Raw genomic sequence first — 13,428 nt, forward strand, 5'->3', positions numbered from 1 at the left:
CCGCCGCTACAGCTTCTCGACCGGCGCGTACCGCAGCAGCAGCCGCTTCGGCTTCTCGTCGCCGAAGTCGATCGTCGCCTGGGCGTCCGCGCCCGCGCCGGTCACCGTCATGACCGTGCCGAGGCCGAACTGGTCGTGCGTGACCCGGTCGCCGACCTGGAGCGAGATCACCGGCTTCTCCCCCGCACGCCGGGTCGCGAAGCCCGAGGGGCCGGACCGCGAGCGGGAGGAGGAGAGCGAGGAGGTGATCCCCGAGGTCGGCCCGGCCGGCTTCACCATCGGGCCGGTCCGCTTCCACTCCAGGTACGCGGGCGGGATCTCCTCCAGGAAGCGCGAGGCGGGGTTGTACGAAGGCTGGCCCCAGGCGCTGCGCATCGACGAGCGCGTCAGGTAGAGCCGCTCCCGCGCGCGCGTGATGCCCACATACGCGAGGCGCCGCTCCTCCTCCAGTTCCTTCGCCTGGCCGAGGGCGCGCATGTGCGGGAAGACGCCGTCCTCCATGCCCGTCAGGAACACCACGGGGAATTCCAGGCCCTTGGCGGTGTGCAGCGTCATCAGGGTGATGACGCCCCGGCCCTCCTCGTCCTCGTCCGGGATCTGGTCGGAGTCGGCGACGAGCGCGACCTTCTCCAGGAACTCGGCGAGAGTGGCGGGCTCCTCGCCGCGCTCCTGCTCGAACTCCAGGGCCACGGCGGCGAGTTCCTGGAGGTTCTCGATCCGGGTCTCGTCCTGCGGGTCGGTCGAGGCCTGGAGCTCGGCGAGGTAGCCCGTGCGCTCCAGGACGGCCTCCAGGACGACGGCGGGGCCGGCGCCGGACTCGACGACGGTGCGCAGCTCGTCCATCAGCGCGTTGAAGCGCTTCACGGCGTTCGCGGAGCGCGCGGCCATGCCGTACGCCTCGTCGACCCGCTTGAGGGCCTGCGGGAAGGTGATCTTCTCGCGCAGCGAGAGGGCGTCGATCATCGCCTCGGCGCGCTCGCCGATGCCCCGCTTGGGGACGTTGAGGATGCGGCGCAGCGGGACGTTGTCCTCGGGGTTGGCGAGGACGCGGAGGTACGCGAGGACGTCCCGGACCTCCTTGCGCTCGTAGAAGCGCACGCCGCCGACGACCTTGTAGGGCAGTCCGACGCGGATGAAGATCTCTTCGAAGACACGGGACTGGGCGTTGGTCCGGTAGAAGACGGCGACGTCCCCTGCCTTGGCCTCGCCGGTGTCCGTGAGCCGGTCGATCTCGTCGGCGACGAACTGCGCCTCGTCGTGCTCGGTGTCGGCGACATAGCCGGTGATCTGCGCGCCCGCGCCGGCGTTCGTCCAGAGGTTCTTGGGGCGGCGGGACTCGTTGCGCTCGATGACGGCGTTCGCGGCGGAGAGGATCGTCTGCGTGGAGCGGTAGTTCTGCTCCAGGAGGATCGTGGTCGCGTCCGGGTAGTCCTCCTCGAACTGGAGGATGTTCCGGATGGTGGCGCCGCGGAAGGCGTAGATCGACTGGTCGGCGTCACCGACGACGCACAGCTCGGCGGGGCCGAGGTCCTCGTAGCCGGCGCCGACGAGCTCCCGCACGAGGGTGTACTGGGCGTGGTTGGTGTCCTGGTACTCGTCGACGAGGACGTGCCGGAAGCGGCGGCGGTAGTGCTCGGCGACGTCCGGGAACGCCTGGAGCAGGTGGACCGTCGTCATGATGATGTCGTCGAAGTCCAGGGCGTTGGCCTCGCGCAGCCGCGCCTGGTACATCCGGTACGCCTCGGCCAGCGTCTTCTCGAAGCCGTCGACGGCCTGGTCGGCGAAGGTCTCCTCGTCGATCAGCTCGTTCTTGAGGTTCGAGATCTTGGCGCTGAACGACTTCGGCGGGAACTTCTTCGGGTCGAGGTCCAGATCCCGGCAGACCAGGGACATCAGACGCTTGGAGTCGGCGGCGTCGTAGATCGAGAAGGAGGACGTGAAACCGAGCTTCTTCGACTCGCGGCGCAGGATGCGGACGCAGGCGCTGTGGAAGGTCATGACCCACATCGCGTTGGCGCGCGGTCCGACGAGCTGCTCGACGCGCTCCTTCATCTCGCCGGCGGCCTTGTTCGTGAAGGTGATCGCCAGTATCTGGCCGGGGTGCACGTGCCGCGTGCCCAGCAGGTGGGCGATGCGGTGGGTGAGCACCCGGGTCTTGCCCGAGCCTGCTCCGGCGACGATGAGCAGCGGGGTGTCGGTGTGGACGACGGCGGCGCGCTGCTGCTCGTTCAGCCCGTCCAGGAGCGCGGCGGTGTCCACGACGGGGCGGGGGGCGCCGTCGCGGTAGTGGGTGTCCCGGGCGGGCGGGGGCACGTCGAAGTGCTCCCCGAAGAGGTCGTGCGGGACGTCCTCCCCGGCCGGGGAGCCGTGCTCGTGCTCCTCGGGGTGGGGCGGGGGCTCCTCCGAGGAGTGGTTCTGGAGGCCGGCCAGGAAGCTGTCGTCAAAGAGGCTGCTCATCGCCTCACGAGTCTAGGACGCCCCACCGACATCCGTGCCCGCCTTCGGGACCCGCCTTCCTCGTCGGCCTGCGGTACCGGTCACACCCGTGCGGTCGGCCGCTGCCCGGAGGGGCCCCGGGTCACGTCCGGAGGGTCACGTCCAGAGGGTCGCGATGAAGATGTTCGCCATGGTCAGACCGCCGACGGCGGCGAAGATACCCTTGTCGACCCGCTCCTCGTCGCGCTTGACGTAGACGAGGGCGAGGATCACGACGAGGATCCCGAGCTTGATGCCGATCTTGAGGTTGTTGACGCTCTGGTCGTCCGCCTGGTTCAGGCCGACCAGCGCGACGCCGGTGACGAGCATCGTCAGCGCGCCGTGCAGCATCGCGGGGCTGAAGCGGGCCGCACCGGCCCCCATCGCCTTCATCTGGGTGAGGAATCCGCCCAGCAGGGCGGCGATACCGATGATGTGCAGAGCGACGAAGACATTGATGAGTACGTCCATGGGCCGGAGCCTAACCGGGGGCATAGCACCGCCTTCCAGCCGGGTCCACCCACTCCGTCGCTTCGGTCGGGCGGCCGCCGGAATGGCCCTCGGCCCGGCGCCCCGGGCGAAAGACATCGGTCGCCACCCGCCAAGTGCCGCCAATAGCGGTCATCCCGCCGCCCGGGCGTGACCCCAGGTTTAGCGTCCTTCACCAGGTGGCCGGCTCCCCACCACCGCCGGCGATCCGGCGGTCGTCGGTCACCCCCGCCGAGAAAACCCGGCGGCGGTCCGTCTCCCCTGTGCGGCCCGCCGTCGGCCCGGTGGGCCCGGTTCCCCCAGGCAGAGGATGTGACCCGCCCTCGTGGCAGCACACCGAAAACCCAAGCAGTCGCCCCTCGGTGGTCAGGCGGGCCGCACCGCCGCCACACTCGCCCTCGCCTCCGCCGCGACCGCGACGCTCTTCGAGGGGTCCGGGCACGCCGAACCCCGTCCGACCACCGCCCAGGTCAAGGCGAAGGTCGACCGGCTGTACGAGGAGGCCGAGGTCGCGACCGAGCGGTACAACGGGGCGAAGGAGAAGGCGGAGGAGGCCCGCGCCGCGTTCGAGCGGCTGCGCGACGAGGCCGCCCGCAGGACCCAGCGGCTCAACACCGCGCGCGACGGACTCGGGGCCATGGCCGCCGCCCAGTACCGGTCCGGTGGCCTCGACCCCGCCGTCCAGCTCGCCCTCACCTCGAACCCCGACCAGTACCTGGAGCGGGCCGAGCTCGCCGAGCGGGCCGGGGACCGGCAGGCGGCCGCCGTCAGCGCCGTCCGCCGCGAGCTCGCCGCCGTCCGGCAGCTGCGCGCCGAGTCGACCGGACACCTGGACGCGCTGCGCGAGCACGAGACGGAGCTGCGGCGGCAGAAGGCGGCCGTCCTCGGCAGGCTCCAGGCGGCACGGACCCTGCTCGCCCGGCTGACCGCGGAGGAACGCGCCCGGTACGAGGCCGCCGAGGCGGGCCGCGACGGCTCCGGCACCTCGGCCGGGAACGGCGGCACCGGAGGTACGGACACGTCGGCCGCCGCCCCCGTGCGCGCCGACCGCTCCTCGGGCGGCGACCGCGGGCCGGTGACCGCGCCGAACGGCCGGGCCGCCGAGGCCGTCTCCTTCGCCCGCGCCCAGCTCGGCAAGCCGTACGTGTGGGGGGCGACGGGCCCCTCGGCGTACGACTGCTCGGGCCTCACCCAGGCGGCCTGGCGCGCGGCCGGCGTCTCGCTGCCGCGCACCACGTACACCCAGATCAACGCGGGCCGGCGCGTCTCCCGCTCCCAGCTCGCGCCGGGCGACCTGATCTTCTTCTACTCGGGGATCAGCCACGTCGGGCTCTACATCGGCGGCGGCCAGATGATCCACGCCCCCCGCCCCGGCGCACCCGTCAGGGTCGCCCCCATCGACGAGATGCCCTTCGCGGGAGCGACCCGGGTGGGCTGATCAGACCAGGCGGCGAGCGGTGGCCCAGCGGGTCAGTTCATGCCGGTTGGACAGCTGGAGCTTGCGCAGCACCGCCGAGACGTGCGACTCGACCGTCTTCACCGAGATGTAGAGCTGCTTGGCGATCTCCTTGTACGCGTATCCGCGGGCGATCAGCCGCAGCACCTCCCGCTCCCGCTGGGTCAGCCGGTCCATGTCCTCGTCGACCGGCGGCGCGTCCGTCGACGCGAAGGCGTCCAGGACGAATCCGGCGAGCCGGGGCGAGAAGACGGCGTCGCCCTCCTGGACCCGGAAGATCGAGTCGACCAGGTCGGTACCGGTGATGGTCTTGGTGACATAGCCCCGGGCACCGCCCCGGATCACCCCGATGACGTCCTCGGCCGCGTCCGAGACGGACAGGGCGAGGAAGCGCACCGGGTCCTCCGCCGCGCTCATCAGGTTCGCGCAGCGCCGCAGCACCTCGACCCCGCCGCCGCCCGGAAGGTGCACGTCCAGCAGGACGACCTCGGGGCGGGTCGCCGTGATGACGGTGACGGCCTGGTCGACGTCGGCGGCCTCGCCGACCACCTCGACGCCGGTGACGTCGGTGCGCCCGATCTCGGCCTGGACTCCCGTACGGAACATCCGGTGGTCGTCGACGAGTACCACCCGCACCCGGCGCTCCGTGCCCGCCCCCGCCTCGGTTCCGGTCGCTTCCCCGGTCTCGTCGCTCATCCGTCCGCCCTCTCCATCTCAAGCTCCACTTCGGTGCCCCCGCCCGGCACGGACCGCAGCCGGGCCGTACCGCCGTTGCGCTGCATCCGGCCGATGATCGATTCTCGTACGCCCATCCTGTCCTCGGGAACCGCGTCCAGGTCGAATCCCGGCCCCCGGTCCCTGACCGAGACGAACACCGTGCGCCCCTCGACCTCCGCGTACACCTGCACGGCCCCTCCCTCGCCACCGTACTTCGCGGCGTTGACCATCGCCTCGCGCGCGGCCTGCATCTGCGCGACCAGTCCTTCGTCGAGCGGGCAGTCGCCGACGACGACCACCTCGATCGGGACCCCGTGCTTGTCCTCCACCTCGGCCGCCGCCTTCTTCACCGCCTCCGCGAGGGTCTCGGGCTCCTCGTCCCTGCCCGTGCCCTCGGGCTTGTAGAGCCAGTTCCGCAGCTCCCGCTCCTGGGCGCGGGCCAGCCGCCGGACCTCGCCCGCGTCCTCGGCGTTGCGCTGGATCAGCGTGAGGGTGTGCAGCACGGAGTCGTGGACGTGGGCCGCGACCTCGGCGCGCTCCTGGGCGCGGATGCGCATGGTCCGCTCCTCGGTGAGGTCCTGCGACATCCGGACCAGCCAGGGGCCGGAGAGCAGGGCTATGCCGGTGAGGACGGCGACGGCGGCGGTGAGGGCCGTGCCGAGCTGGGCGACCGAACCGCGGACCACCACGAAGACGGCGAGGCCGGTGCCGACCAGGGCGACGCCGACGAGGCCGCGGGCGAGCTGGAGGGCGCGCGTGCGGCGGCCGGGGTCGGTCCAGCTGGCCCGGCGGGCGTTGTCCGCCTGGCGCCAGACCAGGGCGACGCCGACGCCGACGAGGAGCAGGGGCCAGACGTACCGGCCGGACTCGCCGTCGACGCTGATGTTCGTGATGAGGAGCGCGGCGCCGATCGCGAGCACGAGGAGGGCGAAGAGCTGTCCCCGGTCGGGCTTGCGGAGTCTTCGGCGCCCGTCGGGGGTGGTCTCGAAGACGGGGCGCGGGGCGGTCCTGCCGCCGACGCCGAGCGGGACGACGATCCAGAAGGCCGCGTAGATCAGGAGACCGAGGCCGTCGAGGAAGCACATGACCACGAACGCCATGCGGACCCAGACGACCGGCAGCCCGAGGTGGCCGGCGAGGCCGCGCGTGACACCGCCGAGCCATCGCCCGTCGGCGCTCCGGTAGAGCCTGCGCACGGGCGGTTCGTCGGTCTCGGTGACACGAGCGGCTGCGGACATGCACCGATCGTCACACGTTCGGCCCGCCCCGGACATCAGGGTCGGCCCTGAGATCGCCCCTGGTACCGACTCGGGGGCTGCGGGGCGCCGAATATCAGGGTCGGGCCAGGGTCGGCCCCGGTGCCGCTCGGCGTCACGGGCCGTCACCATGGACGCATGACGAGTTCGACGCCTTCGCAGCACGAGGCCCCGCCGCCGGCGGAGGCCGTCTCCGCCCCTCCTCTGCGGCGCTCGCGCGGCAGCAAGGTCGTGGGCGGTGTCTGCGGCGGCCTCGGCCGGTACTTCGACCTGGACCCGGTGATCTTCCGGGTCGTCATCGGTGTCCTCTCGGTGCCGGGGGGCCTCGGGCTGATCTTCTACGGCTTCGCGTGGCTGCTCGTCCCGCTCGACGGCGAGGAGGAGAACGAGGGCCGCAGACTGCTGACCGGCCGTGTCTCCGGGAGCACGCTGGCCGCCATATTGATGGCGCTGGTGGGCTGCGGGGTCTTCCTGTCCATGCTGCACAGCGGGTCGATGCTGGGCTCCGCCCTCCTGGTGGCGTTCGCGCTGTCGTCGGCGGCGATCTGGTCGCGCCACCGGCAGGCCGGTGCCGGGGAGGCGGAGGGACGGGCGGACGCGGCGACCGCCTCCCGGCCGGTCGCCGAGGCACCGCCCGAGACCAAGGCCCCGCCGCTCGTCGAGTTCCCCTCGTGGTGGCGGGACCCGATCGTCAAGGACGGCTCGACGGGCAAGATCGCCATCGGCTACCTGTGGGGACCGCATGGCATCGTCGACCAGGACGGTCTGGTGGACGGCGAGGTGCCGAAGCCGGGCGGTCAGTGGAACGCCGGGCCCGCCGCGCCCGGCCGGCCGAAGCCCTCGATCCGGCGGAGTCCGTTCTCCATCGGCGGTCTCGTCTATCTCCTCGCCATGGTCGCGGCGGTCGTCGGCACCTCGCTGACCTGGGAGAGCGAGCCGCTGGGCACGAGCCTGCAGACCGGTCTGGTCGCCGCCCTGGCGGTGTTCGGCCTCGGTCTGGTCGTCAGCAGCTTCCTGGGCAGGACCGGGTTCGGCACGATCTTCCTCACCGTGGTCACGGCGGGCCTGCTCTCCCTGACCACGGCGGTGCCCGGACAGATCACCACGGAGTGGATCCGCGAGACGTGGAGACCGGCGTCGGTCGCCGCCGTGCAGCCGCGCTACGAGCTGGGGACCGGGGTGGGCACACTCGATCTGTCGACGCTCGCGGTCCCGGCGGGCAGCACCGTGTCGTCGGAGATCGAGGTGGGCGCCGGCCGGCTCGCGGTGATCGTCCCGAAGAACGCGGTCGTGAAGCTCCACGCCCAGGTGGGACTCGGCGATCTGCAGCTGCCGGGCGAGCCGGCGAACGACATCGACATCGCGCCGGACCGCGACGTGACGCGAACCCTGAACCCGCCGGCCGGGACCACCCCCGCGGGCACCCTCGACCTCTCTCTCGAGGTCGGCATCGGACAGGTGGAGGTCACCCGTGCTGCTTCATGAGTTCCGTCCCGGCAGGATGATCGCCGGCCTCACCGCCCTCGCCCTGGCCGGGCTCTACGCGGGCGACGCCACCGGGGCCTGGACGACCCCGTGGTACGTCGTGTTCCCGGTCCTCTTCGGCGGCCTGGGCACGGCCGGTCTCGTGACCTGGATCGTCTACCGCGTCCGTCGCCGCTCGGCGAGGAGCCGGTCGAGCGACAGCACCGACGCCCCGGCCAGCACCAGCGGCAGCCAGGCCATGAGATAGGCGAGGTCGTTGCCGAGGTAGTACGGGTTCACCTGCCAGCTCACGGTCAGCCAGAGGCTCAGGGAGATCAGGGCGCCGCCGAGCGCCGCCACGCGGGCGAAGAGTCCCACCAGGGTCCCGATCCCGACGGCGAGCTCCCCGAGGGCGATGGCGTAGCCGAAGCCGGCGGGGTTCTTGAGGGCGAGGTCGACCAGGGCGGGGATGGCCGAGCTGTCGCGGACGCCGGTCATCATCTCGCCGATGGACCCCGTGCCGGAGTCGGCGAAGAAGGCGGAGTCGGTGAGCTTGTCGAACGCGGCGTAGACGAAGGTGACGCCGAGGAAGATCCGGAGCGGGACGAGGGCGTAGCGGGAGCCGAGCGCCTTCCAGCGGTCGAGCCCGGCGGCGAAACCGGCGCGGCCCGCACCGCCCGTGTCGCCCGTGTCGCCCGTGCCCCGGGTGCCGTCCGGGCCGCTCGTACCGCCCGCGTCACCGGTGCCGCCGGCCGCGCCGTCCGCCCGGTCCGCGTGTCCCGTCATCGTCGGTCACCTCTCCTCGCCCCGCTCGACTGTTCGCGGAACGATTCTCCTCGCCCGGCCTGTGAAGGGATACGGGAAGGAGGGCCGGAGGGGTCAATCCACGACGTCGATCGTGACCCGGTTGGTCTCGACGCCCGCCGCCGTCACGACCGAGACCTCCACCCGGCCCGGTTCCACGTCCGCCGGCAGCGGGACGGTCAGGGCGGCGTCGGTGGGGTTGGCGAAGCCTCCCGGGACCGGGACCAGCGGCACATGGGCGTGGACCGGGCCGATACGGACGACCAGACGGGTCATCGGGTCGGGAGCGCCGGCTCCGGGCGGGACGAAACCACAGCCGCGGATCTCGATGTCGTCACCCGTGCGGATCGGGGCGTCGAGGTCGCCGGCCTCCCGGGACCTGACCACGGAGTGGATCGTGGGGCGGACGCCCTCGGTGCCCTTCGCGGCGAGGTGCCAGACGGCCGAGACTCCGACGAGGAGCACGAGGGCCCAGGGCACCCGGGGAAGCCCGGCCGGGTCGTGGGCCAGGGCGACGGCCGTCAGGACCAGGACGGAACCGGAGACGAGGACGTACTGGACGTCGGCGAGCGCGGCCCGGCCGCTGTCGTCGCAGAGCAGATCGGCGGCGCGCGGACGGTCGGCGCGGACCTTCTGGAGGCGGCGGGACGCGATCCCCGCCGCGACGACGAGCCGGGCGGTCACGGTGACGGCCGACACCAGGGCGAGGACGGTCAGCAGACCGGCGCCCCGGGCAAGACCGAAGGCACGCGTGCCCGGTGACAGGAAGGCCAGGAAGACCAGGGCGTAACCGAGGAGGAGGAGCCAGGCCGCGGCGACGGCGCGGGTGGTGGAGAGCCGGTTGTCCTCCCCGATCAGCGGGGCGATCAGTCCGCCGCGGGAGCGGTGGGTGTGGGCGGCGGCGCTGAGCAGGACGGCGAGGACCAGGGCGGTGCAGAGGCCGGCCGTCCGGGCGCCGGTCCAGCCGCCGTCCACGGCGGTGAGGGCCTGGCCGAGGAGCAGGACGACGACGGCGCCCCAGACCGCGGCGAGACCTCCGCGGCGTACCCGGTCGAACCAGGCCACGCCGGCCTCCCGGCCGCGCACGGCCACCGCGCGGGCGGACTGGGCGAGCTCGTCGGAGACCCACTGGCGGGCGGCGACCGGGGAGTGGGCGACGGCCGCGGGGACGCCGTGCCCGGCGGCGAGTTCGTCGCGCCGTGCGAGGAAGGCGGCGACGGCTCGCCGGTGGCCGGTCTGTCCGCAGTGGGCGCAGCCCGCGCAGGCCGTCGCGTGCTCGCCGTACTGTCTCGCCTCTTGAACGGCCACGGTGCTCACTTCCCGAGCTCACTTCACGACACGTACCGGTGCGTCCCGAAGGGTCAACCAGCCGTTGGTTCCAGGGAATTGTGTCGCACCGGCGGCTCTCGCACCTGCCGCGTGCGCCCCGCCGGAGGGTGATTGCCGCGCCATCGCATTGACGTACAGAAGGGTGAAGCGATGGTGTTACGACAGGAGTTCGGGCTCCGTGCGGCTGATCCTGCGCCAGAGGGGCTGGTAGTTGATCCAGGCGACGAGGTCGCTGCCGAGCTGCTCCCGGGTGGCGACGGCCTCGCGGTGGTCGATCAGGACCGGTTTCCCGGCCGCCCGAGCGGTCAGCTGCACCTGGGCGCAGCGCTCCAGGGCGATGAACCACCAGGCGGCCGCGTCGACGGAGGTGCCGACGGTGAGCAGCCCGTGGTTGCGGAGCACGATCGCCTTGAACGTGCCGAGCGCGAGGGCGATCCGGCGCCCCTCCTCGGGGTCCACCGTGACGCCGGTGTAGGCGTCGTAGAGGGCGTGGTCCTGGTAGAAGGCGCAGGCCTCCTGGGTGATCGGGTCGAGGAGTTCGCCGAGCGAGGCGAGGGCCCGGCCGTGGAGGGAGTGGGTGTGGGCGACGGCCACGGCGTCGGGCCGGGCCCGGTGGACCTGGGCATGGACGGTGAACGCGGCCTGGTTGACGTGCTGCCCGCCCCGTACGACCTGCCCGTCGCCGTTGACCAGGATGAGGTCGCTCGCGGCGATCTCATCGAACGGCGCCCCGAAGGGGTTCACCCAGTAGCAGTCGCGGAGTTCGGGGTCGCGGGCGCTGATGTGGCCCGAGACGCCCTCCTCGTAACCGAGCCGCCCGAAGACCCGGAGCGCGCCGGCGAGCCGCTGTTTGCGGTGGATGCGTTCCTCCTCGGCCGTCGCGTGGACGGGCGGCATGGCGAAGTGGAGCCGGTCGACGGGAACGGGGTCGGGTATCACGCTCATGCGCCGGAAGGTAATGCCCGGCCGGTCAAGTCACCAGAGTCCGGACGCCACGGAAAGACGCACGCGTGAGGGGTCGGGCACGACGAAGCCGCCGCCCCGCGTGACGGACGCGGGGACGGCGGCTTCGGTCTGCTCAGCGGGCGGGAGCGACTACTCCCACTCGATGGTGCCCGGGGGCTTGCTGGTGACGTCGAGGACGACCCGGTTGACGTCCGCGACCTCGTTGGTGATGCGGGTGGAGATCTTGGCGAGCACGTCGTACGGCAGGCGCGACCAGTCGGCCGTCATGGCGTCTTCGGAGGAGACGGGACGCAGCACGATCGGGTGACCGTAGGTGCGGCCGTCGCCCTGAACGCCCACGGAGCGGACGTCGGCGAGCAGGACGACCGGGCACTGCCAGATCTCGCGGTCGAGACCGGCCGCGGTGAGCTCCTCGCGGGCGATGGCGTCCGCCTCGCGCAGCAGGTCCAGGCGCTCCTTGGTGACCTCGCCGACGATGCGGATGCCGAGGCCGGGGCCGGGGAACGGCTGGCGCTGGACGATCTCCTCGGGCAGGCCGAGCTCCTGGCCGACCATGCGGACCTCGTCCTTGAAGAGCTGGCGCAGCGGCTCGACGAGCTCGAACTCCAGGTCCTCGGGGAGGCCGCCCACGTTGTGGTGGGACTTGATGTTGGCGGTGCCGGTGCCGCCGCCGGACTCGACGATGTCCGGGTAGAGCGTGCCCTGGACGAGGAACGCGACGTCCTCGCCGGTGCCCGCCGACTCGGCGACGATCTCGGCCTGCGCCTGCTCGAAGACCCGGATGAACTCGCGGCCGATGATCTTCCGCTTGGTCTCGGGGTCGGAGACGCCGGCGAGGGCGGTGAGGAACCGCTCCTGCGCGTCGACGACCTTGAGGTTGACGCCGGTGGAGGCGACGAAGTCCTTCTCGACCTGCTCGGTCTCGCCCTTGCGCATGAGGCCGTGGTCGACGTACACGCAGGTGAGCTGCGAGCCGATGGCCTTCTGCACGAGCGCGGCGGCCACGGCGGAGTCGACGCCGCCGGAGAGGCCGCAGACGGCGCGCTTGGTGCCGACCTGGGCGCGGATGGCCGCGACCTGCTCCTCGATGACGTTGCCCGTGGTCCAGCTGGGCTCGATGCCGGCGCCGCGGTAGAGGAAGTGCTCCAGGATCTGCTGGCCGTGCGTGGAGTGCAGCACCTCGGGGTGGTACTGGACGCCGTAGAGCTTCTTCTCGTCGTTCTCGAAGGCGGCGACCGGCACGACGTCCGTGGACGCGGTGACGGCGAAGCCCTCGGGGGCGGCGGAGCAGGCGTCGCCGTGCGACATCCACACGGACTGCTCGACCGGGGTGCCCTCGAAGAGGGTGGAGCCGGCCTTGGAGACGTGCAGCGGGGTCCGGCCGTACTCGCGGGCACCGGTGTTGTCGACGGTGCCACCGAGGGTCGTCGCCATCAGCTGGAAGCCGTAGCACATACCGAAGACGGGGACGCCCGCCTCGAAGATCGCACGGTCGAGGCGCGGGGCGCTCTCGGCGTACACGGAGGACGGGCCGCCGGAGAGGATGATCGCCTTCGGGTTCTTGGCCAGCATCTCGGCCACCGGCATGGTGGACGGGACGATCTCGCTGTAGACCCGGGCCTCACGGACACGGCGGGCGATGAGCTGGGCGTACTGGGCGCCGAAGTCGACAACGAGGACTACGTCCGGGTTGGTGACGTCGGGCGCGGCAGCGGGGGTCGCTGATGACACTACGGCGGCCTTCCGGCGGTAGGAGGAGGGTCCCCCGAAGGGGGGTGCTATTTGTCGATTCTACCGGCGCGCCGGTGGCGCTTTTCGTCTCACCATCCGAACCCGGGTTGGCTCCGGTCCGTCGCCGGGGTCCATACTGCTGCCATGCGCGAGCTCACGACCTTCGTCTTTACCTATGGCAACCGGCCCACCGGCTGCCATGGTCGTGCTGCTTGAGCAACTGACAAGCGACTTCCCAGGCGCCCCGGGCTGACAGCCCGGGGCGTCTGTCGTTCCCGGGCCGGTCCGCCCCGGGGCATCCGACACCCCAGGAGCCCCGCCATGACGACGACCACCGCCACCCCCGAGAAGACCGGCGCCCGCACCGACGAGGCGGCGACGCTGATCGGCGACGCCCGTGAGCGCATCGACGCGCTCGACGACCGGATCATCGGTCTCATCCAGGAACGGATGGCCGTCTCGGCCGTCATCCAGGAGGCACGGATCTCCTCCGGCGGCCGCCGGGTGAACCTGACCCGCGAGATGGAGGTCCTCGGTCACTACCGGGACGCCCTCGGCAAGCCGGGCACGGCGCTGGCGATGACGATGCTGGAGCTGTGCCGCGGCCGCGTCTGAGCGGGCGCCCACGTGTACGCGGGCATCTCCGCGGCCGAGCGTGCGCCCGCGTCGCCGGGCGCATCCCCCACAGCTGAGCGTGCGCTCGCGTATCCGGGTGCGTCCCCGGATCTGAGTTCGGACCCG

The 13,428-nt window shown here is 72.1% G+C and carries 11 protein-coding genes; 3 read left to right on the forward strand and 8 right to left on the reverse strand.

Annotated features, from left to right (window positions below):
• Nucleotides 1-6 precede the first annotated feature (6 nt).
• Nucleotides 7-2,457, reverse strand: coding sequence for a DNA helicase PcrA (gene pcrA / locus IF00_RS0115780; RefSeq protein ID WP_030318516.1), 2,451 nt, complete (start codon nucleotides 2,455-2,457; stop codon nucleotides 7-9).
• A gap of 135 nt (nucleotides 2,458-2,592) precedes the next feature.
• Nucleotides 2,593-2,946, reverse strand: a complete 354-nt coding sequence (locus IF00_RS0115785) for a hypothetical protein (protein WP_030318517.1) — start codon at nucleotides 2,944-2,946, stop codon at nucleotides 2,593-2,595.
• 343 nt (nucleotides 2,947-3,289) lie between these two features.
• Between IF00_RS0115785 and IF00_RS0115790 the strand changes: the two genes are divergently transcribed.
• Nucleotides 3,290-4,402, forward strand: coding sequence for a C40 family peptidase (locus IF00_RS0115790; protein ID WP_030318519.1), 1,113 nt, complete (start codon nucleotides 3,290-3,292; stop codon nucleotides 4,400-4,402).
• Here IF00_RS0115790 and IF00_RS0115795 read toward each other — a convergent pair whose 3' ends face one another.
• Both IF00_RS0115795 and IF00_RS0115800 read right to left on the reverse strand, forming a co-directional pair.
• The gene (locus IF00_RS0115795) at nucleotides 4,403-5,116 is read right to left on the reverse strand and encodes a LuxR C-terminal-related transcriptional regulator (protein WP_030318521.1); all 714 of its coding nucleotides are present in this window, start codon (nucleotides 5,114-5,116) and stop codon (nucleotides 4,403-4,405) included. It abuts the gene before it with no gap.
• On the reverse strand, nucleotides 5,113-6,375 hold the full coding sequence (locus IF00_RS0115800) for an ATP-binding protein (protein WP_030318523.1): 1,263 nt from the start codon (nucleotides 6,373-6,375) through the stop codon (nucleotides 5,113-5,115). The genes IF00_RS0115795 and IF00_RS0115800 overlap by 4 nt, the downstream gene beginning before the upstream one ends.
• A 156-nt stretch (nucleotides 6,376-6,531) precedes the next feature.
• Between IF00_RS0115800 and IF00_RS0115805 the strand changes: the two genes are divergently transcribed.
• On the forward strand, nucleotides 6,532-7,878 hold the full coding sequence (locus IF00_RS0115805; RefSeq protein ID WP_030318525.1) for a PspC domain-containing protein: 1,347 nt from the start codon (nucleotides 6,532-6,534) through the stop codon (nucleotides 7,876-7,878).
• 156 nt (nucleotides 7,879-8,034) lie between these two features.
• Here IF00_RS0115805 and IF00_RS41270 read toward each other — a convergent pair whose 3' ends face one another.
• The 4 genes from IF00_RS41270 to guaA all read right to left on the reverse strand — a co-directional run bounded on the left by IF00_RS41270 (nucleotide 8,035) and on the right by guaA (nucleotide 12,687).
• Complete coding sequence (locus IF00_RS41270) at nucleotides 8,035-8,643, reverse strand: DoxX family protein (RefSeq protein ID WP_078944704.1); 609 nt, start codon at nucleotides 8,641-8,643, stop codon at nucleotides 8,035-8,037.
• A gap of 93 nt (nucleotides 8,644-8,736) precedes the next feature.
• Nucleotides 8,737-9,969: a hypothetical protein gene (locus IF00_RS0115820; protein WP_030318531.1), complete on the reverse strand. Its 1,233-nt coding sequence runs from the start codon at nucleotides 9,967-9,969 to the stop codon at nucleotides 8,737-8,739.
• Nucleotides 9,970-10,146: 177 nt separating this feature from the next.
• A complete protein-coding gene (locus IF00_RS0115825; RefSeq protein ID WP_030318533.1) occupies nucleotides 10,147-10,935 on the reverse strand; it encodes a class II aldolase/adducin family protein in 789 nt (262 codons plus the stop codon).
• A 150-nt stretch (nucleotides 10,936-11,085) separates the two neighbouring features.
• The gene (gene guaA / locus IF00_RS0115830) at nucleotides 11,086-12,687 is read right to left on the reverse strand and encodes a glutamine-hydrolyzing GMP synthase (protein WP_030318534.1); all 1,602 of its coding nucleotides are present in this window, start codon (nucleotides 12,685-12,687) and stop codon (nucleotides 11,086-11,088) included.
• Between the two features lie 321 nt (nucleotides 12,688-13,008).
• Here guaA and IF00_RS0115835 point away from each other — a divergent pair, with 321 nt between their 5' ends.
• The gene (locus IF00_RS0115835) at nucleotides 13,009-13,302 is read left to right on the forward strand and encodes a chorismate mutase (protein WP_030318537.1); all 294 of its coding nucleotides are present in this window, start codon (nucleotides 13,009-13,011) and stop codon (nucleotides 13,300-13,302) included.
• Nucleotides 13,303-13,428 lie beyond the last annotated feature (126 nt).

This window comes from Streptomyces flavochromogenes, assembly GCF_000717595.1.
Taxonomy (GTDB): domain Bacteria; phylum Actinomycetota; class Actinomycetes; order Streptomycetales; family Streptomycetaceae; genus Streptomyces; species Streptomyces flavochromogenes.

Coding starts and splice junctions, on each gene's coding strand:
- pcrA (WP_030318516.1), bottom strand. CDS start 2,457: ATGAGCAGCCTCTTTGACGACAGCTTCCTGGCCGGCCTCCAGAACCAC.
- IF00_RS0115785 (WP_030318517.1), bottom strand. CDS start 2,946: ATGGACGTACTCATCAATGTCTTCGTCGCTCTGCACATCATCGGTATC.
- IF00_RS0115795 (WP_030318521.1), bottom strand. CDS start 5,116: ATGAGCGACGAGACCGGGGAAGCGACCGGAACCGAGGCGGGGGCGGGC.
- IF00_RS0115800 (WP_030318523.1), bottom strand. CDS start 6,375: ATGTCCGCAGCCGCTCGTGTCACCGAGACCGACGAACCGCCCGTGCGC.
- IF00_RS0115805 (WP_030318525.1), top strand. CDS start 6,532: ATGACGAGTTCGACGCCTTCGCAGCACGAGGCCCCGCCGCCGGCGGAG.
- IF00_RS41270 (WP_078944704.1), bottom strand. CDS start 8,643: ATGACGGGACACGCGGACCGGGCGGACGGCGCGGCCGGCGGCACCGGT.
- IF00_RS0115825 (WP_030318533.1), bottom strand. CDS start 10,935: ATGAGCGTGATACCCGACCCCGTTCCCGTCGACCGGCTCCACTTCGCC.
- IF00_RS0115835 (WP_030318537.1), top strand. CDS start 13,009: ATGACGACGACCACCGCCACCCCCGAGAAGACCGGCGCCCGCACCGAC.